Origin of the sequence: Streptomyces sp. NBRC 110028 (genome assembly GCF_001417735.1) — a bacterium.
In the GTDB taxonomy this organism is placed as follows: domain Bacteria; phylum Actinomycetota; class Actinomycetes; order Streptomycetales; family Streptomycetaceae; genus Streptomyces.
Window position 1 is genome coordinate 48215 of sequence record NZ_BBUZ01000031.1, and the last position, 25395, is coordinate 73609.

Annotated in this window: 19 protein-coding genes and 1 riboswitch; of the genes, 11 read left to right on the top strand and 8 right to left on the bottom strand. The window is 73.7% G+C overall.

Features of this window, described 5'->3' with window-relative positions; translation table 11 throughout:
* Position 1: 1 nt before the first annotated feature.
* Positions 2-628 carry a two-component system response regulator gene (locus ASC60_RS23385; RefSeq protein WP_055554093.1) on the bottom strand — a complete coding sequence of 209 codons (627 nt, stop codon included), beginning with the start codon at positions 626-628 and terminating at the stop codon, positions 2-4.
* A complete protein-coding gene (locus ASC60_RS23390) occupies positions 625-4890 on the bottom strand; it encodes a HAMP domain-containing protein (RefSeq protein WP_055554095.1) in 4266 nt (1421 codons plus the stop codon). The genes ASC60_RS23385 and ASC60_RS23390 overlap by 4 nt, the downstream gene beginning before the upstream one ends.
* A gap of 95 nt (positions 4891-4985) precedes the next feature.
* Between ASC60_RS23390 and ASC60_RS23395 the strand changes: the two genes are divergently transcribed.
* Positions 4986-6842: a SpoIIE family protein phosphatase gene (locus tag ASC60_RS23395; RefSeq protein WP_055554096.1), complete on the top strand. Its 1857-nt coding sequence runs from the start codon at positions 4986-4988 to the stop codon at positions 6840-6842.
* 35 nt (positions 6843-6877) lie between these two features.
* Here ASC60_RS23395 and ASC60_RS23400 read toward each other — a convergent pair whose 3' ends face one another.
* From ASC60_RS23400 to ASC60_RS23425, 6 genes are all read right to left on the bottom strand, one after another.
* Entirely contained in the window at positions 6878-7657 is a 780-nt protein-coding gene (locus ASC60_RS23400; RefSeq protein ID WP_107097143.1) for an enoyl-CoA hydratase/isomerase family protein, read from the bottom strand.
* A 130-nt stretch (positions 7658-7787) separates the two neighbouring features.
* A complete protein-coding gene (locus ASC60_RS23405; RefSeq protein ID WP_009718933.1) occupies positions 7788-8009 on the bottom strand; it encodes a helix-turn-helix domain-containing protein in 222 nt (73 codons plus the stop codon).
* Positions 8010-8487: 478 nt separating this feature from the next.
* Positions 8488-10086, bottom strand: a complete 1599-nt coding sequence (locus ASC60_RS23410) for an ABC-F family ATP-binding cassette domain-containing protein (RefSeq protein ID WP_055554098.1) — start codon at positions 10084-10086, stop codon at positions 8488-8490.
* Positions 10087-10291: 205 nt separating this feature from the next.
* The gene (locus ASC60_RS23415; RefSeq protein WP_079038563.1) at positions 10292-11707 is read right to left on the bottom strand and encodes a hypothetical protein; all 1416 of its coding nucleotides are present in this window, start codon (positions 11705-11707) and stop codon (positions 10292-10294) included.
* 264 nt (positions 11708-11971) lie between these two features.
* On the bottom strand, positions 11972-13099 hold the full coding sequence (locus tag ASC60_RS23420; RefSeq protein ID WP_055554102.1) for an alpha/beta hydrolase: 1128 nt from the start codon (positions 13097-13099) through the stop codon (positions 11972-11974).
* A 46-nt stretch (positions 13100-13145) separates the two neighbouring features.
* The gene (locus ASC60_RS23425; protein ID WP_107097144.1) at positions 13146-13796 is read right to left on the bottom strand and encodes a class II aldolase/adducin family protein; all 651 of its coding nucleotides are present in this window, start codon (positions 13794-13796) and stop codon (positions 13146-13148) included.
* 291 nt (positions 13797-14087) lie between these two features.
* On the opposite strand from ASC60_RS23425, the gene ASC60_RS23430 reads away from it, so the two are divergent.
* From ASC60_RS23430 to cobC, 10 genes are all read left to right on the top strand, one after another.
* Positions 14088-15401: an inorganic phosphate transporter gene (locus tag ASC60_RS23430; RefSeq protein ID WP_055554105.1), complete on the top strand. Its 1314-nt coding sequence runs from the start codon at positions 14088-14090 to the stop codon at positions 15399-15401.
* Between the two features lie 15 nt (positions 15402-15416).
* Positions 15417-15647: a hypothetical protein gene (locus ASC60_RS23435; protein ID WP_055554107.1), complete on the top strand. Its 231-nt coding sequence runs from the start codon at positions 15417-15419 to the stop codon at positions 15645-15647.
* Positions 15648-15810: 163 nt separating this feature from the next.
* A riboswitch (cobalamin riboswitch) is annotated at positions 15811-15952 on the top strand.
* Between the two features lie 140 nt (positions 15953-16092).
* Positions 16093-17055, top strand: a complete 963-nt coding sequence (locus ASC60_RS23440) for a cobalamin biosynthesis protein (protein WP_055554109.1) — start codon at positions 16093-16095, stop codon at positions 17053-17055.
* On the top strand, positions 17052-18644 hold the full coding sequence (locus ASC60_RS23445) for a cobyric acid synthase (RefSeq protein WP_055554111.1): 1593 nt from the start codon (positions 17052-17054) through the stop codon (positions 18642-18644). The genes ASC60_RS23440 and ASC60_RS23445 overlap by 4 nt, the downstream gene beginning before the upstream one ends.
* Before the next feature lie 58 nt (positions 18645-18702).
* On the top strand, positions 18703-20871 hold the full coding sequence (locus ASC60_RS23450; RefSeq protein ID WP_055554113.1) for a putative cobaltochelatase: 2169 nt from the start codon (positions 18703-18705) through the stop codon (positions 20869-20871).
* Positions 20871-21467, top strand: coding sequence for a cob(I)yrinic acid a,c-diamide adenosyltransferase (gene cobO, locus ASC60_RS23455; protein WP_055554114.1), 597 nt, complete (start codon positions 20871-20873; stop codon positions 21465-21467). Before ASC60_RS23450 ends, cobO begins: the two co-directional genes overlap by 1 nt.
* Positions 21461-22936, top strand: coding sequence for a cobyrinate a,c-diamide synthase (locus ASC60_RS23460; RefSeq protein ID WP_055554116.1), 1476 nt, complete (start codon positions 21461-21463; stop codon positions 22934-22936). Before cobO ends, ASC60_RS23460 begins: the two co-directional genes overlap by 7 nt.
* 20 nt (positions 22937-22956) lie before the next feature.
* Complete coding sequence (locus tag ASC60_RS23465) at positions 22957-23418, top strand: cobalamin biosynthesis protein (RefSeq protein WP_107097151.1); 462 nt, start codon at positions 22957-22959, stop codon at positions 23416-23418.
* Between the two features lie 64 nt (positions 23419-23482).
* Positions 23483-24322: a sirohydrochlorin chelatase gene (locus tag ASC60_RS23470; RefSeq protein ID WP_055554120.1), complete on the top strand. Its 840-nt coding sequence runs from the start codon at positions 23483-23485 to the stop codon at positions 24320-24322.
* Positions 24312-25391 (top strand): Rv2231c family pyridoxal phosphate-dependent protein CobC, encoded by a 1080-nt coding sequence (gene cobC / locus ASC60_RS23475; RefSeq protein ID WP_055554419.1) that lies wholly within the window; start codon positions 24312-24314, stop codon positions 25389-25391. Before ASC60_RS23470 ends, cobC begins: the two co-directional genes overlap by 11 nt.
* Positions 25392-25395: the final 4 nt, after the last annotated feature.

Genomic DNA, 25395 nt, shown 5'->3' on the forward strand with positions numbered 1-25395 from the left:
GTCATCGGTCCTGGCAGGCCTGGCGGGCGGCCCGCAGTTCCTCCACGGTGCGGGCCAGCTCGGTGACGCAGTCGACCAGTTCGGACGCTTCCTCACCGCCCGTGTTCTCGCACAGCGCCTCCGCGGTGCGGGCGAGCTGTGCGGACACCCGCTCCAGCCGCTCGCCCGAGGGGTCCGGCTGACCGGCCAGCTGCCGGCGCAGTTGCTCGGCCTGGGCGGCGAGCTGGAGGTTCTTGCGGTGCAGATCCAGAAAGATGTTGACCTTGGTCCGCAGCAGCCAGGGGTCGATGGGTTTGGTGAGGAAGTCGGCGGCGCCGATGGCATAGCCCCGGTAGGGGTAGTCCGAATCGGTGTCGGTGCCGGTCAGCAGGATGATCGGGACGTCCTTGGTCTGCTCGAGACGCTTCATGTTGGCGGCGGTCTCGAAGCCGTCCATGCCCGGCATCAGGACATCGAGCAGCACGACGGCGAAGTCCTGCCGGAGCATCGCCTTCAGCGCCTCCTCACCGGAGTGGGCGCGGACGAGCCGGTGCTCGAGCGGGCCCAGGACGGCCTCCAGCGCGATCAGGTTCTCCTCCATGTCGTCGACGATGAGGATTCCGGCACGGTCGGGTGCGGCGGCGCTCATGACTCCCCCTGCCTCGGCGTCGGCGGGCGCGTCTCCGCGTCCGGGCCGGCCGTCTCGTCCCCGGGCTCCCCGTCGCTCCGGGCGGGCTCATCGGCTTCCGCGGTCTCCACCGGTTCTCCCGGGACCGGCGCGCCCTGCGGGTCGAGCAGATCGCAGACCGTGGACATCAGCCGGTCGACGTCCACCGGCTTGGGGACGTAGTCGTTGGCGCCGCTTTCGAGGGCCTTCTCGCGGTCGCCGGGCATGGCCTTGGCGGTGAGGGCGATGATCGGCAGATCGGCGAGCCGGGGGGTGCCGCGGATGGCGCGGATCGTCTCGTAGCCGTCCATCTCCGGCATCATCACGTCCATCAGCACCAGGGACACATCCGGGTTGCGGTGCAGGACGTCCAGCCCCTCGCGGCCGTTCTCCGCGTACTTCACGGTCATGCCGACCCGGCCCAGCACATGGGTGAGCGCGAAGACGTTGCGGATGTCGTCGTCGACGATGAGGATGCGGCGGCCGGTCAGTACCCGGCCGGGGCGGCCGCACTGCCACTCCTGGAGCCGGGGGGCGTCCGCCGGCGCCCCGCCCTCCCCGTCGCCGTCCCCGGCTCCGTCGCCGTCCCGGGGGGCCAGCAGACCGGCCAGGGAGCCGCGGTCGCCGGTCACGCCGCTCTGGTCGCCGAACACCCCGCTGGGCGCGTGGTCGGCGGTGTCCGGAAGCGGTTCGTCCCTGGTGGGCGGGGCCGCGGGGACGGTGGCGCCGGTGGCCCGGGGGTCGGACACATCGGGCGGCGGGACGACTCCGACGTAGTGGGCGGGGACGTAGAACGTGAAGCAGGAGCCGACGCCCTGCTCGCTCTCGGCGACGATCCGGCCGCCCAGCATTCCGGCGATCTCCCGGCTGATGGACAGGCCGAGGCCGGTGCCGCCGTATTTGCGGCTGGTGGTGCCGTCGGACTGCTGGAACGCCTCGAAGATCACGGGCAGCTTCTCGGGCGCGATGCCGATGCCGGTGTCCCGGACGGCGAACGCGACGACCGCGTCCGCGGTGCGCAGCGTCTCCTCCTGGAACTCCCCGCCGGCCGCCCGCTCCACGTGCAGCTTCACCCCGCCCGAGGAGGTGAACTTCAGGGCGTTGGAGAGCAGGTTGCGCAGGATCTGCTGGAGCCGCTGCTCATCGGAGTACAGCTCGCGCGGTACGTCCTCGCCGACGGCGATCTCGAACGACAGGCCGCGGTCGATGGCGAGCGGCCGGAAGGTGGCGTGCACGTAGTCGAGCAGCTTCATCAGCGGCAGCTTCTTCGGACGGACGTCCATCCGCCCGGCCTCGATCTTCGACAGGTCCAGGATGTCGTTGATCAGCTGGAGCAGGTCGGAGCCGGAGCGGTGGATGGTGGTCGCGAACTGCACCTCCTGCGGCGACAGCCGCTGGTCGGCGTTGTCGGCGAGCAGCCGGGCCAGGATCAGCAGGGAGTTGAGCGGGGTGCGCAGCTCGTGCGACATGTTCGCCAGGAACTCGGACTTGTACTGGGAGGCGGTGGCCAGCAGCGCGGCCTTCTCCTCCAGCTCCGCGTTGGAGCGCTGCAGCTCGTTGGAGCGCTGCCGCAGCTCGGTGGTGAGCCGCTGGGATTCGGACAGCAGCGACTCGGTGCGGGCGTTGGCGATGATGGTGTTGATCGAGACGCCGATGGTGTTGACGAACTGGTCGATGAAGGCGAGGTGGACCTCGCTGAACCGGCCGAAGGAGGCCAGCTCGATGACGCCGAGCACCTGGTCCTCGTACAGGATCGGCAGGATGACGACGCTGGTGGGGAGCGCGGAGCCGAGTCCGGAGTTGATGGTGATGTAGTCGGACGGGACGTTGTTGATCAGGATCCGCTTCTTCTCCAGGGCGGCCTGGGCGACCAGCCCCCGACCGGGGGTGCCGGTGGCCGGCAGCGGTCCGTCGTCCTGTTCGGTGCCGTATCCGGCGATCAGCTTCAGGCCCTCGCCCGGCTGGACACCGGGCTGGCCCAGGAAGAACGCTCCGAACTGGGCGTTCACCAGCGGGGTCAGCTCGCGCAGGATCAGGTCGGCGACCTCGACCAGATCACGGTGGCCCTGCATCAGGGAGGCGATACGGGCGAGGTTGGACTCCAGCCAGTCCTTGGCGCGGGTGGTCTCTCGCAGGTTGGCGACCATGAGGTTGACGTTGTTCTTCAGCTCGGCGACCTCGCCCTGGGCCTCGACCGAGATCGATCCGGACATATCGCCCTGGGCGACGGCGGAGGCGACCTCGGCGATGGCGCGCACCTGGGTGGTGAGGTTGAGGGCGAGGTCGTTGACGCTGGTGGTCAGCCGCTTCCAGGTGCCGTAGACGCCCTCGACCCGGGCCTGGCCGCCGAGGCGGCCCTCGCTGCCGACCTCGCGGGCGACGCGGGTGACCTCGGAGGAGAACGAGGAGAGCGTGTCGACCATCGTGTTGATGGTCGTCTTCAGCTCCAGGATCTCGCCGCGCGCGTCCACGTCGATCTTCTTGGACAGATCGCCCTGGGCGACCGCGGTGGCGACCTGGGCGATGTTGCGGACCTGACTGGTCAGGTTGCCCGCCATGAAGTTGACGTTGTCCGTCAGGTCCTTCCACACCCCGGACGCGCCCGGCACCTGGGCCCGGCCGCCGAGCTGGCCCTCGGTGCCCACCTCGCGGGCCACCCGGGTCACCTCGTCGGCGAACGCCCGGAGCTGGTGGACCATGGTGTTGACGGTGTCCTTCACCTCCAGGATCTCGCCCCGGGCGTCGACGGTGATCTGCTTGGACAGATCGCCGTTGGCGACCGAGGTGGTCACCTGGGCGATGTTGCGGACCTGACTGGTCAGGTTGAGCGCCATGAAGTTGACGTTCTCGGTCAGGTCCTTCCACACCCCGGACACGCCGCGGACCTGCGCCTGGCCGCCCAGGTTGCCCTCGGTGCCCACCTCGCGGGCCACCCGCGTCACCTCGTCGGCGAAGGACGACAGCCGGTCCACCATGGTGTTGATCGTCGACTTCAGCTCCAGGATCTCGCCCTTGGCCTCCACGCCGATCGTCTTGCTGAGGTCGCCCTCGGCGACCGCGGTGGCCACCTGGGCGATGTTGCGGACCTGACTGGTCAGGTTGTCGGCCATGAAGTTGACGTTCTGGGTGAGGTCCTTCCACACCCCGGACACGCCGCGGACCTGGGCGCGGCCGCCGAGCCGGCCCTCGGTGCCCACCTCGCGGGCCACCCGCGTCACCTCGTCGGCGAACGCCGACAGCTGGTCGACCATCGTGTTGACGGTGTTCTTGAGCTGGAGGATCTCGCCCCGGGCGTCCACGGTGATCTTCTGGGAGAGGTCACCGGTGGCGACCGCCGTGGTCACCTGGGCGATATTGCGGACCTGACTGGTCAGGTTGCCCGCCATGAAGTTGACGTTGTCCGTCAGGTCCTTCCACACCCCGGACACGCCCCGGACCTGCGCCCGGCCGCCCAGCTCGCCCTCGGTGCCCACCTCACGGGCCACCCGCGTCACCTCGTCGGCGAACGCGCGCAGCTGGTCGACCATCGTGTTCACGGTCAGCTTCAGCTCCAGCAGCTCACCGGTGGCCTCGACGGTCACCTGCTGGGTGAGGTCACCGCGGGCCACGGCCGTGGTCACCACGGCGATGTCGCGGACCTGGCTGGTCAGCCGGGAGGCCATGGTGTTGACGGCCTCGGTCACCTCGCGCCAGTCCCCGGACAGCCCCTGGACCTTCGCCCGGCCACCGAGGCGTCCCTCGGTGCCGACCTCGCGGGCCACCCGGGTCAGCTCGCCGGTGAACAGCGACAGCTGATCGACCGTACGGTTGACGCCACGGGCCAGCCGCCGCAGATCGCCGCGCAGTTGACGGTTGCCGTCGTGCAGGTCCACCCGCCGGGTCAGATCGCCCTCGGCGATGGCGTCCAGCACCCGGGTGGCGTTGGACACCGGGCCGGTCAGCGCGTCGACCAGCTGGTTGGCGTCGTCCACGCTGGTCGCCCACGCGCCCTGGCCGGGGCTCGCGGTCAGCCGCTCGTCGAGCCGCCCCTGGCGCGCGACCTCGCGGCGGACCCGCTGGAGTTCGGAGGCCAGGTGGGCGTTGCGCGCCACCAGCTGGTTGAACGTGCCGGCCATTTCGCCGAGCACTCCCTCGGCCGAGCCGTCCATACGCACGGTGAAGTCGCCGTCGCACAAGGCGTTCATCGCCGCCAGCATGGACCTCAGCTCGGTTGTGCACTCCGTGGGATTCGGCTCGCGTGCCATGGCGCCGCCCTTTAAAAGATCATTAGATATCCCTACGTCTGTCATAATATGGCACCTAGATGGCCTAATACGCCCTAATTGCCCTGGAGCCGCACGTGGGAGTTCTGCTTCCTCTCTCGCGCGAGTCCGTTGCCCGGACGACGCTGCCCGGAAGCGTGCGCGCGCCAGGGGCGGCGCGGGCGTTCGTCCGCACCACCCTCGCGGGGCGGACCGCGGCCCAGATCCTCGGACCGGACGCGATCGGCACGCGGGTGACCGAGGACGCGGTGCTGCTGGTGAGCGAGCTGGTCACCAACGCCGTCCTGCACGCGGGCACCCGGGTCGAGGTCACCTGCCGCGTCCGGGCCGGGAACGGGCCGGAGGATTCCGGCGACGCCTCGGCCGAGCCGCCGGACCGCCCGGGCATCGTCATCGAGGTCGCCGATCTGCACCCCGCCAGCGTGGTGCTGGGCGGTCCCGACACCCAGCGCCACGGCCGGGGCCGCGGCCTCCAGCTGATCGGCGCGATCGCCGAGTCCTGGGGCGTGACGTACCACCGCACCCGCAAGTCGGTGTGGTTCCGCCTGGGCACCGAGACGGCGCCGGGCCAGGTCGACTCCGTACCCGCCGGGACGCCCGCCCGCGCGCCGCTCGCCGCCGTGCCCCGCGCCCCCGTGGCGCCGCGCGGGCGGGCCGACCGGACCGCCGATTGGGCCGACCGCGGCGGGCCGTCGTTCCTCGCCGAGGCCAGCGAACTGCTCACCGGACAGCTGGACGAGAACATGGTCGCCGCCCTGGCCGGGCAGCTGCTGGTGCCCCGGCTCGCCGACTGGTGCGCGGTGTGGCTGAACGGCGAGAACGGCAGACCGGAGCTGCGCCGGGTCTGGCACAACGACGAACGCCGCATCGAGGCGCTCCGCGCCGCGCTGGAGCGCGATCCGCCGCCGAGCGGGCTCAGCGCCCCCGGCACCCCCTGGCCCTGGCCCGAGGCCGCCGACCCCTTCGGCACGGGTGGCACCGCGCTGATCTTCCCACTCATCGCCCGGGGCCGCGGCCAGGGGGTGCTGCTGCTGGGCCGGGCGGGGGTGGCGCAGATGACCGAGGGCGTGGTGCGGCTCTCCGACGACGTGGCGCGGCGGATCGCCCAGGCCGTGACCACCGCCCGGCAGTACACCCAGCAGGCCACCATCAGCCGGGCGCTGCAGCGCCGTCAGCTGCCGATCTCGCTGGCCCACATCCCGGGCGTGGAGACCGCGATCGTCTACGAGCCGCACGGCGAGGGCCAGACGGTCGGCGGCGACTTCTACGACCTGTTCCCGATGGGCGGCCGCCGCTGGTGCTTCCTGCTCGGCGACGTCTGCGGCAGCGACCCGGAGGCGATGTCCATCACCGGCCTGGCCCGCCATCTGGTGCGGCTGCTGGCCCGCGAGGGCCATGGCGTGGAGTCGGTGCTCACCCGGCTCAACCAGGCCCTGGTGGAGGAGGAGGCGGAGGCCACGTCCCTCGGCGGCGATCAGGCCCGGTCACGCTTCCTCAGCCTGCTCTACGGCGAGCTGGAGCCCGACCCCGAGTCGGGCGGCGCACACTGCGTCCTGGCCAGCGCCGGGCACCCGCTGCCGCTGCGGCTGAGCACCGACGGCACGGTGACGCCGGCGGCGCTGCCGCAGATGCTGCTGGGCATCGACGACGAGCCCGACTTCCACGCCGACTGCCTGGACCTCGCACCGGGCGAGACGCTGCTGTGCGTGACCGACGGGGTGACCGAGCGGCGGGACGGCAACCGGCAGCTGGACGACGACGACGGCCTGGCCGAGATCCTGCGCGGCTGCGCCGGGCTCGGCGCCAAGGCCATCGCGGAGCGGGTGCGCAGGGCCGCCCATGACTTCGGCACCGAGCCGGTCGACGACGATCTCGCGGTGCTGGTGCTGGAGGCGGTGCCGACGCCGGCGCGGGAGCTGCTGCGGGTGACGTGAGACGGTGCGGCGCCCAGGGGGTGCCGAGGGGGTGCCTAGTCCGCCAGGCCGGCCAGGTCGCGGATGCGGCGGGCCTGGGCGGCGCGCTCGGCGGCGCGCTGCTCGTCGTACGTACGGTCCGCGGCGCCCCGCAGCAGCGCCTTGGTCTCGACCACCGCGTCCCGGGGGGCGGCGAGCAGGGCCGCGGCCAGGTCCTGGACGGCGCCGTTCAGCTCGGCGGCGGGCACCACGAGGTTGGCGAGGCCGGTGCGCTCGGCCTCCTCGGCGTGGACGAAGCGCCCGGTCGCGCAGATCTCCAGCGCCCGGGCGTATCCCACGAGCCCGACCAGTGGGTGGGTGCCGGTCAGGTCGGGCACCAGCCCGAGGCTGGTCTCGCGCATCGCGAACTGCGCGTCCTCCGCGCACACGCGCAGGTCGCAGGCGAGGGCGAGCTGGAAGCCGGCGCCGATCGCATGGCCGTGCACCGCGGCGATGGACACGATGTCGTTGCGCCGCCACCAGGTGAACGCGTCCTGGTAGGCGGCGATGATCGCGTCCAGCTCGGGGTCCGGGCGGCGGGCCATGTCCGGGAAGGACGGCTCGCCCTCGAATCCCTCGGGGGTGAACGCCTGCCGGTCGAGACCTGCCGAGAAGGACACGCCCTCGGCGCGCAGCACGACGATCCGCACGCTGCCGGGCAGCAGGGACCCCGCCTCCGCCAGCGCCCGCCACAACGCGGGCGACTGGGCGTTGCGCTTGGCCGGGTTGGTCAGGGTCACCGTGGCGATCGCGTCATCGACGGTGAGCGATACGCCGTCCTTGTCGAGCAGGGTCACAGGAAGCCTCCGGTCGGCCGCAGTCAGTACAAGTGACTGCACAGTAACCACCCGGTCGAAAGGGACGATCAACCGGGTGGCACTGTCCACACCTGCTGCCGGTGACGAACCGCTGACGCGAGACGCGCGATCAGGCCGATGCGGCCTTCTTGCCTCGCGTCGCGCCACCGCGACCACGTAGGGACACTCCTGATTCGCTGAGCATCCGGTGGACGAATCCGTAGGAACGGCCGGTCTCCTCGGCCAGCGCCCGGATGCTCGCACCGGAGTCGTACTTCTTCTTCAGGTCTGCCGCGAGCTTTTCGCGCGCGGCGCCGGTCACCCGGCTGCCCTTCTTCAGAGTCTCGGCCACCCGTGCCTCCTCATGGGAAGTGCGCTCTGGACTCTCATGATCACCCCTACGCGCCTTCCTGGCCACCCATTCGGCAAGACCTGTGGAGGAAGGATTACGGGAAATGACGCCGTCCGAGCCTTCGGAATCCAGGATTCCGGTGGCTTACGCCCTGCCACTCTTTCTTGATCCACGAAGAAGCGGCAGGTCAGGGCCCCTATGCCATAGGTTGGACGGAGAGCGACCGGCGCGCGGCACGTGCCGTGCGCCGGTGGTGGGCGGCGCGCCGCGATACCAGCCGTTCTCACTCAGATGACGGATCACACCTAGGCCGAATGATCTACGGGAAGTGGATCAGGCGGGGAGGAAGCGGACCGGACGCCCCGAGGTCGGCCCGGCACACGCCGGACCGGGCGGGCGCCGGGCCGGGCGGGCGCCGGGCCGCGCGGGCGCCGGGCCGCGCGGGCGTCGGGCCGGGCGGGCGCCGGGCCGACCTCGGTCAGGCCAGCGCGACCAGATCCGCGTAGTCCTCGCCCCACAGGTCCTCGATCCCGTCCGGCAGCAGGATGATCCGCTCCGGCTGGAGGGCGTCCACCGCGCCCTCGTCGTGGGTCACCAGCACCACGGCGCCGGTGAAGGTGCGCAGCGCGCCGAGGATCTCCTCGCGGCTGGCCGGGTCGAGGTTGTTGGTGGGCTCGTCGAGCAGCAGGACATTGGCCGAGGAGACGACCAGGGTGGCCAGCGCCAGCCGGGTCTTCTCGCCGCCGGAGAGCACTCCGGCGGGCTTGTCGACGTCGTCGCCGGAGAACAGGAACGAGCCGAGCGTCTTGCGGATGTCGACGAGGTCGAGGTCCGGGGCGGCCGAGCGCATGTTCTCCAGGACGGTCCGGTCCGGATCCAGCGTCTCGTGCTCCTGCGCGTAGTAGCCGAGCTTCAGCCCGTGGCCGGGCGTCACCTGGCCGGTGTCCGGCTTCTCGACCCCGGCCAGCAGCCGCAGCAGGGTGGTCTTGCCCGCGCCGTTGAGGCCCAGGATGACGACCCGGGAGCCCTTGTCGACGGCCAGGTCGACATCGGTGAAGATCTCCAGGGAGCCGTACGACTTGGACAGGCCCTCGGCGGTCAGCGGGGTCTTGCCGCACGGGGCCGGGTCCGGGAAGCGCAGCTTGGCGACCTTGTCGGACTGCCGCACCTCCTCCAGGCCGGACAGCAGCTTCTCGGCGCGGCGGGCCATGTTCTGCGCGGCGACCGTCTTGGTGGCCTTGGCGCGCATCTTGTCGGCCTGCGAGTTGAGCGCGGCGGCCTTCTTCTCGGCGTTGGCGCGCTCGCGCTTGCGGCGCTTCTCGTCGGCCTCGCGCTGGGCCTGGTAGAGCTTCCAGCCCATGTTGTAGATGTCGATCTGCGAGCGGTTGGCGTCCAGGTAGAAGACCTTGTTGACGACCGTCTCGACGAGGTCGACGTCGTGGGAGATGACGATGAAGCCGCCGCTGTAGGTCTTCAGGTAGTCCCGCAGCCAGATGATGGAGTCGGCGTCGAGGTGGTTCGTCGGCTCGTCCAGCAGCAGGATGTCGGAGTCCGAGAACAGGATCCGGGCCAGCTCGACGCGGCGCCGCTGACCGCCGGAGAGGGTGTGCAGCGGCTGGCCCAGCACCCGGTCCGGCAGGCCCAGGCTGGCCGCGATGGTCGCGGCCTCCGCCTCGGCCGCGTAGCCGCCCTTGGTCAGGAACTCCGTCTCCAGGCGCTCGTACTTCTTCATCGCGCGCTCGCGGGTGGCGCCCTTGCCGTTGGCCATGCGCTCCTCGTTCTCGCGCATCTTGCGCAGCACGGAGTCGAGGTCGCGGGCGGAGAGGATGCGGTCGCGCGCGAGGACGTCGAGGTCGCCGGTGCGCGGGTCCTGCGGCAGATAGCCGACCTGGCCGGAGCGGGTGATGCTGCCCCCGGTCGGCATGCCCTCGCCCGCCAGGCACTTGGTGAGCGTGGTCTTCCCGGCGCCGTTGCGGCCGACCAGACCGATGCGGTCGCCCTTGGCGATGCGGAACGAGGCGGACTCGATCAGAACACGGGCGCCGGCACGCAGCTCGACGCCGGAGGCGGTGATCACGGGAATTACTCCTGGGCAGGGTGGACGGCGGACGGGACGGACCAGCGGGCGGGGCCGACGCCGTCTAATGCACGAGGAGAATTGCCATGCGGCCAGTTTAGCGGTGCGGGCAACCGGTTTCTCCCCTGGGGTCCGGCGCTCCCCCGCCCCCGCCGGGCCCCTCGCCCGCCCCCGGCGGGCACCTCACCCGCCTGCGGCGGGCCCGTCAGACGCCGCCGGTGTGGACCTGGAAGGCCGCCCGGCGCACCGCCTTGGCGAGGGCCGGGTCGGGATGGGCGGCGGCCAGCGCCACCAGCACCTGCACCGTACGGGGGTGTCCGACGGCCCGTACCTCCTCCAGCAGCGCGGGCACGGTGCCCTGCACCGCCGACTCCAGGTGGCGCACCAGCAGCGGGCTCTCGCCGTGGTCGGAGATGGCCGCCGCGGTGTCCACCCACAGCCAGGTGGCCTCCTCGCGGGTGAGCACGTCCAGCGCGTCCTCGGGGTCGGCGCCCTCGTGCTCGGCGAGCCACAGCAGCGCGTACGGCCGCAGGCACGATTCGTCCACGACGGCGCGCACCGCGGGCTCGGCGGGCGCCCCGGCGACCCGCAGCGCCTCGAACGCGAGCCCGCGCAGCAGCGCGTCGTCGCCGCGCGCGGCCTCCAGCAGTTCGGTGATGGCGCTGCCCACCGGGCGCGCGGCGAGCCAGGCCCGGTACTCGGCGCGGGCGGGCCCGGGGGTGAGCCCCGCGCAGCCGCGCAGCATGTCGGCGGCGGGGTGCTCGATGTTCCCGGCGGGGCTCTGGGCGGCCACGCAGATCTGTTCGAGCTTGACCCACACCGCCCAGTTGCCGAGCGCGGTGAGCACGGCGTCCCCTTCGAGGACGGTGAGCGCCCCGACCGAGGCGAGGGCGTCCAGGGCCCAGCCGAGCAGGCCCTCCAGCGCCTCGTCGTCGTCCTCCGCGCCGTCCGGGCGCTCCCCGTGGGCGGCCGGGGCCAAGGGCGCGGCGGTCTCGCCGTCGCCCGCCGCGGCCACCCCGTACGGCACCTCGCAGCGCTCGGTGCGCAGCTCCGCGACCCGCTTGCGCAGCATGTCCAGCAGCGTGGAGATCTGCACCGGGCCCGCGGACAGCTGGAGCAGCGGGAGCAGCTGCGGTACGGCCTCGACCACCTCGGCGACGGCGGCGGGCTCGGCGGTCTCCGGCGCGGGGCTGGCCAGCGACCAGGCGTCGAGCAGCGCGACCCAGCCGCGCAGCACCGCGCTGTCGTCGCGGTCCCAGGCCTGGAGCCGCCAGCCGGGGCGGGCGGTGCCGTCGTGCAGATCGACGAGTCCGACGAGCCGGGCCCGGTCCCAGTCGGTGCGCACCTCCTCGGGGTCGCGCCCCAGCGCGGCGGCGGCCCGGGCGGCGGCCTCGTCGGAGAGGGCCCCGAGCGCGTCGCCCTCGGCCGCGGCCCAGCGCGCCACTTCCACGGCCCCCACCAGCCCGGCGCGGGCCTGCCGGGCCAGCTCCGAACGGGGTGGTGTGCCCTCGGGCGGGCGTGGCGCCGGCCGGGAGCGGTTCGGCGCGGGCCGCGGGGCGGTGGCCATCGGCCGCTGGCGGACGAGTCGGAGCCGGGAGTCGCGCGGAGTACGGGACGTCACAGAAGCAGTCTCGCCGTTGACGGCCCGAAAGCCCAATCGGCACCCGTCCGGCGGTCGCCGCGGCCGGATCGCGGCAGCTAGTGCCGCGTCAGCCAAGGTTCACCCCGCTCGCCGCCCTGGCACGGCCATCTGCGGCGTTGCCGAATCGACCGAGTAGGCCCACTACGAGGCCGATCCGGCGCCTTGCATCTGACCGCACCAGGACGCCTCGCTACCGGGCAAACCCTGACTGACGCGGCACCAGCCGTAAACCCCCCGGACGCCTTACATGAGGGGCGTGAGGAACCGCCTCAGGACCTCTTCGTAGCCTTGGGGATCGGCGTTCCACATGGCGGCGTGCGGGGCGTGCCGGACCGGGTGAAGGGTGACCAGCTCGGGCCGGGCGTCGGCGAGTTCACGCGAGGCGCCCCAGGGCGCCAGGGTGTCGCCGGGGCCGTGCACGATGAGCGTGGGCACCCGCAGGCGCTCGGGGTCGGCCGCCTCCGCGAGCTTGCCGTCGTGCAGCCCGGTGCGCCCCTCTGCGGCCCGGACGGCGAGCGGGAGCAGGGCGGCGGGGGTGCGGTGCGCCGCCGCGAGGGCGCGCACGGTGGCCCGCCAGTCGAGCACCGGGGAGTCCAGGACGATGCCGCTGAGCCGGTGCCGCAGCGCGGAGTTGGCGGCCGCGTGCAGGGCCATGGAGGCGCCGGTGGACCAGCCGTGCAGGACGATGCTCTCCGCCCCGTAGCGGACCGCGTAGCGGATGGCGGAGTCGAGATCGCGCCACTCCGTGTCGCCGAGGTGACCGATGCCGTCGGGCGGGCGCGGGGCGCCGGGATCGCCGCGGTAGGCGAGGTCGAGCACCGGGATCCGCAGCCGGTTCAGCAGCGGCATGACGACCATGGGGTGTTCCCGGGTGGTGCCCAGGCCATGGGTGGTGATCACCCAGGTGGTGCGCTCGCCGGGCAGGAACCAGGCGGGCAGCGGGCCGAGTTCGCCGGGGACGTCGACGTCGGCGTGCTCGATGCCGAGCGCGTCCTTCGGGTCGCCGGCATACACCTGCGGGGTGAGCCGGACCCGGGTGCCCGCGTGGGGGGTGCCGTGCGTCACCCGCTCCAGGCGGCGTACGACGCAGTCGGCGGGGTGCGCAGCGTCCTCGTCCACCGGGCCGACGACGGCGTGGAGGTCCCGGCCGGTGAGACCGTAGGTGCCGGGGCGCAGCGAGGCGAGCGAACGGGTGAGGGTGATCCGCCCGTCCTCCACGGCGTGCACGGTGAGCGGCGGCTCGTTCGGCAGCGGCCGGTCGGGGGCCGGTTTGAGCGCAGCATCAGTGACGTACCGGCCCGCCGCCACCGCGGCCGCGCCGATACCGAGCAGAGTGGTGGCACCGGCCACCGCCGTTGTCCGCACACGCATCCCTCCCAGTGTCGGCGGGTACCCACGCGGCGGCCAGCGGAACTGGTTACTTTGGCTGGCCGTAACCGCTGAGCTTGGCCGCGGCTCGATCCAGCTCGGCGGGCGGGAGGAGGGCGGGGCCGCGGCCGGGCACGGACGCGGCGGCCAGCCAGACCTGGCACATCCATTCGAGCTGGGCGGTGCGGTCGTATGCCTGGTCCAGCGTCGCCCCGTGGACGACGGTGCCGTGGTTGCGCAGCAGACAGCCGGAGCGTCCGCGCAGCGCGTGCAGCATGTTCTCGGCCAATTCATCGGTGCCGTAGAGCGCGTAGCCGGCGACCCGGACCGGCCCGCCGAGCGCGGCGGTCATGTAGTGGATCGCGGGGAGTTCGTCGACCAGCGTGGAGACGGCGGTGGCGTGAACGGCGTGGGTGTGGACGATGGCCTCGGCGTCTTCCGTGTGACGGTAGACGGCGAGGTGCATGGGCAGCTCACTGGTGGGCGCGAGCGTGCCCAGCACCTGTCGGCCGTCGAGGTCGACGCCGACCACGTCGCGGGGGCCGAGCCGGTCGTACGGGACGCCGCTCGGGGTCACCAGGACGGTGTCGCCGACCCGGGCCGACACGTTGCCCGAGGTGCCGACGACGAGCCCGTCGGCGGTGGTCCTGCGGGCCGTGCGCACCACATGCGTCCAGGCCTGCCGCAGGGGCTGGGTCATCCTCGGCCGTGGCCGTCGTGCCGATCGCGGCTCCGTCACGGGCCCTCACCTCCGGGGCGCGATCCTTCCATACGGGCGTCGGCGCGCACGGGGGTCCGCACGGTCCGGTTACACCGGGTCGATGTACGGCTGTCAAACTCCCTGTGACGAACGGAAATACGGTCGAAATCCAGCCGTTCTCAGGCCCCCGCGATCGCGTCACCGTGACGCCCGCCTCAGTTCATCTCCCGTTCACCCAGTTTCCCTACGTTCACCGTGCACTGACCGCCCTCCGAACGATTGACCGGGTGTATGGAACACATCACGCTTCTCATCGGGATCGTGATCGTCACGGCCTTGGTGTTCGACTTCACCAACGGCTTCCACGACACGGCCAACGCCATGGCCACCACCATCTCCACCGGAGCACTCGGTCCTCGGGTCGCGGTGGCGATGTCGGCAGTCCTCAACCTCGTCGGCGCGTTCCTCTCCGTGGAGGTCGCCAAGACCATCTCCGGCGGAATCATCGACGAGGGTTCAGGTATCCGGCCCGAGGTGATCTTCGCGGGGCTGGTCGGCGCGATCCTCTGGAATCTGGTGACCTGGCTGGCCGGTCTTCCGTCCAGCTCCTCGCACGCCCTCTTCGGCGGTCTCATCGGCGCCACCGTGGTCTCCGTCGGCATGGACGGGGTCAACGGCGAAGCGGTCGTCATGAAGGTCCTCATCCCCGCCGTGGCCGCGCCGATCGTGGCGGGCATCGCCACGGTGGCCGCCACCCGGCTCACCTACCGGCTGGCGAACGACCGGGCCGCGGAGGACACCGCGAAGGGCTACCGCGCCGGGCAGATCGCCTCGGCCGCCCTGGTCTCCCTGGCCCACGGCACCAACGACGCCCAGAAGACCATGGGCGTCATCACCCTCGCGCTGGTCACCGGCGGCGTCATCGCGCCCGACTCCGACCCGCCCATGTGGGTCATCGTCTCCGCCGGACTCGCGATCGCCCTCGGCACCTACCTGGGCGGCTGGCGCATCATCCGCACCATGGGCAAGGGCATCACCGACATCCAGCCGCCGCAGGGCTTCGCCGCCCAGACCGGCGCGGCGACCGTCATCCTGGCCTCCTCGCACATCGGCTTCGCGCTGTCCACCACGCAGGTCTGCTCGGGCGCCGTCATGGGCGCGGGCATCGGCCGCAAGGGCGGTGTGGTGCGCTGGTCGACCGCGGGCCGCATGATCGTCGCCTGGGCGCTGACCCTCCCGGCCGCCGGTCTGGTCGCCGCCGGTGCGGCGCTCCTGGCCGGCCAGGGCAACGGGGGCGTCGCGGCCGTCGCCGTCCTCGCGGTGGCCGGCTGCGGCGTCATCTGGGTGCTCTCGCGCCGCAAGCCGGTGGACGCGAGCAACGTCAACGCGCCGGGGACGGAGTCCGCCGAGCCGGTCGGTGTCGTCACCGCCGCCGTGCGGTCGGTGGCCCCGCCGCCCGCCGGAAAGACCCCGGCCCCCGCGTCGGCCGCCGATGGCGCCGCCGGCACGGACGCCCCGGACGCCACGCCCGCGGTGTCCGCCGCGCGCGCCTCGTCCGAATCCGCCCCCGCCCCCGCCGCCGCGGGGACCCGTTCCTCCAGCTGACAGGGAGCACACACCATGCACATCGACTGGGCGGCCCTCGGCCAGGTCTTCGGCGTCAGCCTCGCGGTGACGGTCGGCGTCGTCGGGGTCTTCACCCTGGGCATCGTCGGCACCTCCCGTACGGCGCAGCCGCAGCCCCAGACCACCGCGGGCGGCGCGTCCCCGGCCGCGCGCACCGGCGCGTACGCCTGTTTCGCGCTGTGCGCCGCGGTGGTGGCGTACGGCATCTATCTGATCGTGGCCTGAGGCCACGGAACGGCCGCGGGGCGGTGGGTGCCGATCGGCGCCCACCGCCCCGCGGCCGTTCCCACCGGCTGTGGGCCTCGGCACACTACGGCATCGCAGGTCACATGCCAGTTGACGGCCATTCGCGCCCCATGGTGGACTTCCCGAGCCAAACGGCGGCAGGAGAGGAAGCCGGTGAGAATCCGGCGCGGTCCCGCCACTGTCACCGGGGAGCGCTCTTCCCTCACCGCAAGGGGTCACGGCCGTCCGTACGCGAGGACGGCTGGAAGACCGGGAGAGCCGCGGATCCGGGAGCCAGGAGACTCTCACCGCCGGTCACGTCGAGCCAGGGCGCGGACCCTGAGTGAGGACATACCGTCATGCCCGGCACTGCCACGCCGTCAGCCCCACCTGTCCCTGTGCTCGGCGGCGGTCCCCGCCGCAGAGGCGTGACGGCGGCCTGAGGATGCGCGCGGACCACGCCTCGTACGCGTGCGGCGCCGCTCTCGGCTTCCTCGGCGACCTCGCCACGGGCGATCCGCGCCGCGGCCATCCGGTGGCCGCGTTCGGGCGCGCCGCCGCGGCCGTCGAGCGGCGGCTGTGGCGCGACCACCGCGGTTCCGGGGCCCTGCACACCGCGCTGTGCGCGGGCGGCGCGGCCGCCGGTGCCGCGCTGCTGGCCCGTACCGTACGCACCCTCGCGGGGCCCCGCCGGACGGCCGACGCCGCGCTGACCGCCGCCGCCACCTGGGCCGTGCTGGGCGGCACCTCGCTGGTACGGGAGGCGAGGACCATCGGTGACGCGCTGGCCGCAGGCGACGTCGGCGCCGCGCGGGAGCGGCTGCCGCATCTGTGCGGACGCGATCCGCAGGCGCTGGACGCACAGCAGATCGCGCGGGCGGTCGTCGAGTCGGTGGCCGAGAACACCTCGGACGCGGTGGTGGGCGCGCTGGTGTGGGGGGCCGTGGCCGGGGTGCCGGGGCTCGTCGGCTTCCGGGCCGTCAACACCCTGGACGCCATGGTGGGCCACAGGTCGGCCCGCTACCGCCGGTTCGGCTGGGCGGCGGCCCGGCTGGACGACGCCGCGGGCTGGCCCGGCGCCCGTCTCACCGCCGTCCTGGCCACCCTCGCCGGGCCCGACCCGCGCGGCGCGCGGCGCGCCTGGCGCCACGACGGCGGACGCCACCCGAGCCCCAACGCGGGCCCGGTGGAGGCGTCGTTCGCGGGCGCGCTGGGGGTGCGGCTGGGCGGCACGCTGGCGTACGGGGGCCGGGTCGAGCACCGCCCGGTACTGAATCCGGGCGGCCGTCCCGTGACGGTGGCCGACATTCCGCGGGCGATCCGCCTCTCCCGGCGGGTCTCGGCGCTCGCCCTGCTCGTCACTGTCGCGGGGCGTTGCGCAACAGGCAGGAAAGGGGTGACCCGATGACCTCGGGGGGCGGACTGCTCATCGCGGGGACGACCTCGGACGCCGGTAAGAGCGTCGTCACGGCGGGCATCTGCCGCTGGCTGGCGCGCAAGGGGCTCCGGGTCGCGCCGTTCAAGGCGCAGAACATGTCGCTCAACTCCTTCGTCACCCGGGACGGCGCCGAGATCGGGCGGGCCCAGGCCATGCAGGCCGCCGCCGCGCGCGTCGAACCGAGCGCCCTGATGAACCCGGTCCTGCTGAAGCCGGGCAGCGACCGCAGCAGCCAGGTGGTGCTGCTCGGCAAGCCGGTGGGCGAGATGAGCGCGCGGGGGTATTACGGGGGGTCCGGGCCCGCGGCGAAGCCGCTGTCGGGCGCGGTGTCCCCCGGGGAAAAGCTGCACAGCGAACGGCGCGAAGGACTGCTGGGCACCGTCACCGCATGCCTGAGCGAGCTGCGGCGCACCCATGACGCGGTGATCTGCGAGGGCGCGGGCAGCCCGGCCGAGATCAATCTGCGCCGTACCGACATCGTCAACCTGGGGCTCGCCCGGGCCTCCGGGCTGCCCGTCGTCGTGGTCGGGGACATCGACCGCGGCGGCGTCTTCGCGTCGTTCTTCGGCACGACCGCGCTGCTGTCCCGGGAGGACCAGCGGCATGTCGCCGCCTATGTGGTGAACAAGTTCCGCGGCGACGTGACCTTGCTGGAGCCCGGTCTGGACATGCTGCGCGATCTCACCGGCCGGCCGACCGTCGGGGTGCTGCCGTACGCGCACGGCCTCGGCATCGACGAGGAGGACGGACTGCGGGTCTCGCTGCGCGGCGCGGTGCGCGAGAGCGTCGTCGCGCCGCCGCACGGCGCGGACGTGCTGCGGGTCGCGGTGGCCGCCGTACCGCTGATGTCCAACTTCACCGACGTGGACGCGCTGGCCGCCGAGCCGGGCGTCGTCGTGCGCTTCGTGGACCGCCCGGAGGAGCTGGCCGACGCCGATCTGGTGGTGCTGCCGGGGACCCGGGGCACCGTGAAGGCGCTGGAGTGGCTGCGGACCCGCGGTCTCGCCGACGCGATCGTGCGGCGCGCCGCCGAGGGGCGGCCGGTGCTCGGCATCTGCGGCGGCTTCCAGGTCCTCGGCCACACGATCGAGGACGAGGTCGAGTCGAAGGCCGGAACGGTCGCGGGGCTCGGGCTGCTGCCCGTGCGGGTCCGCTTCGCCACGGGCAAGACCCTGGCCCGGCCGGTGGGCGAGGCGCTGGGCGAGCCGGTGGAGGGCTACGAGATCCACCACGGGGTCGCCGAACTGCTCGCCGGGGGCGACGAACCCTTCCTGGACGGCTGCCGGGTGGGCGCGGTGTGGGGCACGCACTGGCACGGCTCGCTGGAGAGCGACGGCTTCCGCCGCGCCTTCCTGCGGCGCGTCGCGGAAGCGGCGGGCCGGGCGTTCGTGCCCGCCCCCGACACCCGCTTCGGGGAGCTGCGCGAGGAGCAGCTGGACCGGCTGGGAGATCTGATCGAGGAGCACGCGGACACGGACGCGCTGCTGAGGCTCATCGAGAACGGCGTACCGGACGGGCTGCCCTTCGTGCCGCCCGGGGCGCCGGGAGGAACGGCTTGAGCACGAGACGCGAGCCCGCACGCACCGACCGCGCACGCACCGTAGGAGGTACCCGAGCATGACCACCGCTGCCTACCCGTTCACCGCGGTCGTCGGAATGGACGACATGCGGCTCGCCCTGCTCCTCAACGCCGTCTCGCCCGCCGTGGGCGGCGTGCTGGTGCGCGGCGAGAAGGGCACGGCCAAATCGACGGCCGTGCGCGCCCTGTCCACGCTGCTGCCGCCGGTCGAGGTCGTCCCCGGGTGCCGCTTCTCGTGCGATCCGGCCGCGCCCGACCCCGGCTGCCCGGACGGGCCGCACGAGACCAGCCCGGGGGACGCGCGCCCCGCGCGGATGGTGGAGCTGCCGGTCGGCGCCTCCGAGGACCGCCTGGTGGGGTCGCTCGACATCGAGCGGGCGCTGTCGGAGGGGGTCAAGGCGTTCGAGCCGGGGCTGCTCGCGGACGCGCACCGCGGCGTGCTGTACGTCGACGAGGTCAACCTGCTGCACGACCACCTGATCGACCTGCTGCTCGACGCGGCGGCCATGGGCGCCTCCTATGTGGAGCGCGAGGGCGTCTCCGTACGGCACGCCGCGCGCTTCCTGCTGGTGGGCACCATGAACCCGGAGGAGGGCGAGCTGCGGCCGCAGCTGCTGGACCGCTTCGGGCTCACCGTCGAGGTCACCGCCTCGCGGGACACCGAGGAGCGCGTCGAGGTGGTGCGCCGGAGGCTGGCGTACGACGAGGACCCGGCCGGGTTCGCCGGGCGCTGGGCGCGCCAGGAGGGCGAACTGCGGGAGCGCATAGCGGCGGCCCGCGCCCTGCTGTCCTCCGTCCGGCTGGGCGACCGCGCGCTGCGGCAGATCGCGGCGGTGTGCGCGGCGTTCGAGGTGGACGGGATGCGCGCGGACATCGTGACGGCGCGTACGGCGACGGCGCTGGCCGCCTGGGCGGGCCGGACGGAGGTGAGGACCGAGGACGTACGGCAGGCGGCGCTGCTGTCGCTCCCCCACCGGCGGCGGCGGGCGCCGTTCGACGCGCCGGGGCTGGACGAGGACAAACTGGACGAGGTGCTGCGGCGGTTCGAGGACGACGAGCCGGACCCCGAGCCGGACCGCTCCGGTCCAAACGACGATCCCGATAACGACCCCGACGGACCGGGCGGGCCCTCCGGGGGCTCCGGGGAGGGCCCCGACGGGCCCGGCCGTGGCCACCCGCAGGACGCCGGGCAGCAGCAGGCGCCGCCGCCCGGCGGGCCCGAGCCGTCCGTGCCCGAGCAGCGGTCGGCCGGCCCCGAGGCGTCGGCCGACGCCGCGCCCGAAGAGCCGGAGCCCCGGGCGGAGGACGGCGGGGCCGGTGGCGGCGGCGCCGAGCGGGCGGCCGTGGGCGCCGGGGAGCCGTTCCGGACCCGGCGGCTGGACGTGCCGGGGCTCGGCGAAGGCGCGGCCGGGCGGCGGTCGCGGGCCCGCACCGCGCACGGCCGTACCGCCGGTGCGCGCCGCCCCCGGGGGACGCTGACCTCGCTTCACCTGGCGGCGACGGTACGGGCCGCCGCCCCGCATCAGCACGTCCGCGGGCGGCGCGGCCCGGGGCTGCTGGTGCGCCGTGACGATCTGCGGGAGGCGGTGCGCGAGGGCCGGGAGGGCAACCTCGTGCTGTTCGTCGTGGACGCGTCGGGGTCGATGGCCGCCCGCAAGCGCATGGGCGCGATCAAGGGCGCGGTGCTGTCGCTGCTGCTGGACGCCTATCAGCGGCGGGACAAGGTCGGTCTGATCACCTTCCGGGGGGCGGACGCGGAGCTGGCGCTGCCGCCCACCTCGTCGGTGGACGCGGCCGCCGCCCGGCTGGAACAGCTGCCGACCGGCGGCCGCACGCCGCTCGCGGCGGGGTTGCTGAAGGCCCGCGAGGTGCTGCGGGTGGAGCGGCTGCGGGACCCCTCGCGCCGTCCGCTGCTGGTCGTGGTGACCGACGGGCGGGCCACCGAGTCCAAGAGGGCGGCGGCCGCCGGTTCCGGCGGGTCCACGCCGGTGGCCCGGGCGAGCCGCGCGGCGCGGCTGCTCGCGGGCGACGGGGTCGCCTCGGTGGTCGTCGACTGCGAGTCGGGGCCGGTGCGGCTGGGCCTGGCGGGGGCGCTCGCCCGCGATCTGCGGGGCACGCCGGTCACCCTGGACGAACTGCGCGCGGACAGCGTGACCGCGCTGGTCCGCGATGTACGGACGGTACAGAACACTCGGAGGGCAGCCTGATGCCGCAAGGACAACCGACCGTCGTCCCCGACGACGGGCTGACCACCCGCCAGCGCCGCAACCGGCCGCTGGTGCTCGTGCACACGGGCGTGGGGAAGGGCAAGTCGACGGCCGCGTTCGGCCTGGCACTGCGGGCGTGGAACCAAAGCTGGCCGATCGGTGTATTCCAATTTGTAAAGAGCGCGAAATGGCGGGTCGGCGAGGAGCGCGCGCTGCGCGTCCTGGGCGACTCGGGCGAAGGGGGGACCGTCGCATGGCACAAGATGGGCGAGGGCTGGTCGTGGGTCCAGCGCGACATGGCTTCCAGCGAGGAGGCCGCACGCGAGGGCTGGGAGCAGGTCAAGCGCGATCTCGCGGCGGAGACATACCGGCTGTACGTGCTGGACGAGTTCGCGTATCCCATGCACTGGGGCTGGGTGGATCCTGAGGAAGTGGTGGCGATCCTGCGCGACCGGCCGGGCACGCAGCACGTCGTCATCACGGGGCGCAACGCACCGGCGCCGCTGGTGGACTTCGCCGACCTGGTCACCGACATGTCCAAGGTCAAGCACCCGATGGACACCGGTCAGAAGGGCCAGCGAGGCATCGAGTGGTGAGAGTTCCCCGGCTGGTCGTCGCCGCGCCCGCCTCCGGCAGCGGCAAGACGACCGTCACCGCGGGGCTGATGGCGGCCTTCGCGGAGCGCGGCCTGGATGTGTCCCCGCACAAGGTGGGCCCGGACTACATCGATCCTGGCTATCACGCGCTGGCCGTCTCGCCCTCCGGTGGCGGCCGGGCGTCTGGTGGCGGGGCGTCTGGTGGCGGGGTTTCTGGTGGCGGGGTTTCTGGTGGCGGGGCCGGGCGGCCGGGCCGGAATCTGGACGCCTATCTGTGCGGTCCGGACCGGATCGCCCCGCTGTTCCTGCACGGCGCGGCGGGCTGCGATCTGGCCCTGGTCGAGGGCGTGATGGGGCTGTTCGACGGGGCCGCCGGACAGGGCGAGCTGGCGTCGACGGCCCAGGTGTCCAAGCTGCTGCGGGCGCCGGTGGTGCTGGTGGTGGACGCGTCCTCGCAGTCGCGTTCGGTGGCGGCGCTGGTGCACGGCTTCGCCTCCTGGGACCCGGAGGTGCGGGTCGCCGGGGTGATCCTCAACAAGGTCGGTTCGGACCGGCACGAGGCGATGCTGAGGGAGGCGCTGGAAGGCGCCGGAGTACCGGTGTTCGGCGCGCTGCGCCGGATGCGCGAGATCGGCACACCGAGCCGTCACCTCGGTCTGGTGCCGGTGGCCGAGCGGCGCGCGGAGGCGACGGATTCGGTCGCGGCGCTGGCCGCGTGGGTGCGGGAGGGCTGCGATCTCGACGGGCTGATGGCGCTGGCGCGCAGCGCGCCTCCCCTGTCCGGGCCGGTATGGGATCCGGTGGCGGAGCTGGGCCCGGCGGCGCGGGCCGCCGCGGAGCGTCCGCTGCCGGAGGGGCGGCGGCCGGTGGTCGCCGTGGCGGGCGGGGCCGCGTTCACCTTCTCCTACGCGGAGCACGCCGAGCTGCTCACCGCGGCGGGCGCCCGGGTCGTGCCGTTCGACCCGCTGCGGGACGAGCGCCTCCCCGAGGGGACCGGCGGGCTGGTGATCGGTGGCGGCTTTCCGGAGGTGTACGCACCGGAGTTGTCCGCGAACGAGCCGCTGCGCGCCGAGGTCGCCAAGCTGGCGGCGACCGGCGCGCCCATCGCCGCCGAGTGCGCCGGGCTGCTGTATCTGGCGCGTTCGCTGGACGGCCGCCCGATGTGCGCGGTGGTGGACGCCGAGGCACATATGTCGGATCGGCTGACGCTGGGCTACCGTGAGGCCGTGGCCATTTCCGACACCTCCCTCGCCGCCGCGGGGACCCGGGTGCGCGGTCATGAGTTCCACCGCACCACCGTCGAGCCGGGCGCGGGACAGACGCCCGCCTGGGGCCTCGTCCATCCGCGGCGCCGCGCCGAAGGGTTCGCCCCCGGCGCCGTGCATGCCTCGTATCTGCATGTGCACTGGGCTGCGGTGCCCGGGGTGGCGGCCCGGTTCGTGGCCGGATGTGTGCCCGCCGCCGGGTGACGGAAGGCGGTGAGCTGAGGGTGGACCAGCCGCGGAAGCCGGATCTGGTCATCGGCGTCGGTGCGCGGCGAGGGGTGTCCGTGGACGAGGTGACCGGTCTGGTGGCGGCGGCCCTCGCCGGGGCGGGCCTCGCGCCCGGCGGCGTCGCCGAGTTGGCGACCGTCCAGGCCAAGGCCGGTGAGCCGGGGCTGCTGGCCGCCGCCGAGCGGTTCGGGGTGCCGCTGCGTGGGTACGGAGCGTGGATGCTGGCCGCCGTCGAGGTAACGAATCCGTCCACGGCGGCGCTCACCGCTATGGGGACGCCCAGTGTGGCCGAGGCGGCCGCGCTGCTGGCCGCCGGGCCGGGAGGCGAACTGCTCGTCGCCAAGCGGACGTCGGAGCCGGGCGCCGGCAGGCCGTCGAGGGCCACCTGTGCGATCGCCCGCCGTGGCCCGCGAAACGGCAGAAGACCTGCTGTGGCGTGTCCCGACGGCGCTCAGTAACGTCGCGGGGCGAGACTGCCATTCGCTCCCGTGAGACCCGCTTCATCTGCACCAAGGAGACCTCGTGACCACCCCGCCCGCGCTGCTCATCGCAGGCATCGGCACCCGAGACGCAAGGCGCGCCGGCGCCTTCCAGGACTTCGTACGGGAGTTGGGCGCGCGCCACCCCGACCTGCCCGTGGCGGGCGGCCTCACCAGGCCGGACGCTCCCCCGCTGGCCGACGCGGTGGCCCGGCTCGTCGGAGAGGGGGTGACGCGTTTCGCCGTCGTGCCCCTCAGCCTGAGCCCGGTGGAGCACCCCAGAGAGGGCGTCGCCGCCGCGCTGGCCCAGGAGGCGGAGCGGCACGCGGACGCCTCGTTCGTCTTCGGCCGCCCGCTGGGCCCGGACCCCCGGCTGCTGCGGGTGCTGGAGCAGCGGCTGGACGAGGCGCTGGGCGGCGGGCGGCGCTCCCCCTCGGACCGGGCGCAGACGACGGTGCTGCTGGTGGGCGACGGGTCGCCGCTGCCGGAGGGCAACGCCGAGGTGCACCGGGCCGCCCGGCTGCTGTGGGAGGGCCGTGGTTTCGCGGGCGTCGAGACGGCCTTCGCCTCGCTCGCCGCGCCGGACGTGCCCTCGGGTCTGGACCGCTGTGTGCGGCTCGGGGCGCGGCGGATCGTCGTGCTGCCGTATTTCCTGTTCGGCGGGGACGCGCTGGAGCGGGTGCGGCAGCAGGCGGAGGGCTGGGCGCTCGCGCATCCGGAGGCCGAGGTGGTGTCCGCCGATGTCATGGGCCCGACCGTGGAGTTGGCGGAGCTGGTCATGGAGCGCTACGAGGAGGTGGCCGGGGTGACCGAGCGGGCGCGGCTCGACGACGAGGCGGCTCATGCCCACGCCCATCCGGACCTCCACGCCGATGTCCGCTGACACACCTGCCGGTGGTGCGGTCCCCGGGTTCGATCTGCGGCATCACGGGGACGCGGAGGTGCGGGGCGCCGAGGCCGGGCTGACGGATCTCGCGGTCAACGTCCGGGCCGGTACGCCGCCGCGCTGGCTCAAGGACCGTATCGCCGCGTCCCTCGACGGGCTGGCCGCCTACCCGGACGGGCGGGCGGCGCGCGCCGCGGTGGCCGCGTGCCATGGGGTGCCGGAGGGGCGGGTGCTGCTGACGGCGGGGGCCGCGGAGGCGTTCGTGCTGATCGCCCGCGCCCTTCCGGCGCGGCGCCCGGTGGTGGTGCATCCGCAGTTCACCGAGCCGGAGGCCGCGCTGCGGGACGCCGGGCATCCGGTGGAGCGGGTGCTGCTCGACGAGCGGGACGGCTTCCGGCTGGATGCGGCGGCGGTGCCGGACGACGCCGATCTGGTGGTCGTCGGCAATCCCACCAACCCCACCTCCGTGCTGCACCCGGCCGCCGCCCTCGCCGAACTGGCCCGGCCCGGGCGGACGCTGGTGGTGGACGAGGCGTTCATGGACGCCGTGCCGGGCGAACCCGCGTCGCTCGCCTCCCGCACCGATGTGCCGGGGCTGGTCGTGCTGCGCAGCCTCACCAAGACCTGGGGGCTCGCGGGGCTGCGTATCGGATACGTGCTCGCGGACCCCGGGATCGTCGCCGGGCTGGAGCGGGTACAGCCGCTGTGGCCGGTGTCCGCCCCGGCCCTGGCGGCGGCGGAGGCGTGCTGTGCGCCCGCCGCGCTGGCCGAGGCGGCGCGGGCCGCCGAGCGGACCGCCGCCGACCGCGCCTATCTGGCCGGCCGGCTGGGCGAGTTCGGCGAGGCCGGGCTGCGGGTGTGCGGCCCGGCGGCCGGTCCGTTCCTGCTGGTCCGGCTGCCGGACGCGGCGGCGATACGGGCCCGCCTGCGCGACCTCGGCTTCGCGGTGCGCCGCGGGGACACCTTCCCGGGGCTGGGCCCGGACTGGCTGCGGCTGGCCGTCCGCGACCGCGATACGACCGACCGCCTGGTCATCGCCCTGGCCAAGGCCCTGCAGGACGGCTGAGCCT

What these genes read in the sequence shown, in the direction of transcription:
- ASC60_RS23425 (WP_107097144.1), bottom strand. Translation starts at nt 13,796, where the DNA reads ATGACCCAGCCCCTGCGGCAGGCCTGGACGCATGTGGTGCGCACGGCC.
- ASC60_RS23420 (WP_055554102.1), bottom strand. Translation starts at nt 13,099, where the DNA reads ATGCGTGTGCGGACAACGGCGGTGGCCGGTGCCACCACTCTGCTCGGT.
- ASC60_RS23445 (WP_055554111.1), top strand. Translation starts at nt 17,052, where the DNA reads ATGACCTCGGGGGGCGGACTGCTCATCGCGGGGACGACCTCGGACGCC.
- ASC60_RS23390 (WP_055554095.1), bottom strand. Translation starts at nt 4,890, where the DNA reads ATGGCACGCGAGCCGAATCCCACGGAGTGCACAACCGAGCTGAGGTCC.
- cobC (WP_055554419.1), top strand. Translation starts at nt 24,312, where the DNA reads ATGTCCGCTGACACACCTGCCGGTGGTGCGGTCCCCGGGTTCGATCTG.
- ASC60_RS23440 (WP_055554109.1), top strand. Translation starts at nt 16,093, where the DNA reads ATGCGCGCGGACCACGCCTCGTACGCGTGCGGCGCCGCTCTCGGCTTC.
- ASC60_RS23430 (WP_055554105.1), top strand. Translation starts at nt 14,088, where the DNA reads ATGGAACACATCACGCTTCTCATCGGGATCGTGATCGTCACGGCCTTG.
- ASC60_RS23435 (WP_055554107.1), top strand. Translation starts at nt 15,417, where the DNA reads ATGCACATCGACTGGGCGGCCCTCGGCCAGGTCTTCGGCGTCAGCCTC.
- ASC60_RS23450 (WP_055554113.1), top strand. Translation starts at nt 18,703, where the DNA reads ATGACCACCGCTGCCTACCCGTTCACCGCGGTCGTCGGAATGGACGAC.
- cobO (WP_055554114.1), top strand. Translation starts at nt 20,871, where the DNA reads ATGCCGCAAGGACAACCGACCGTCGTCCCCGACGACGGGCTGACCACC.
- ASC60_RS23385 (WP_055554093.1), bottom strand. Translation starts at nt 628, where the DNA reads ATGAGCGCCGCCGCACCCGACCGTGCCGGAATCCTCATCGTCGACGAC.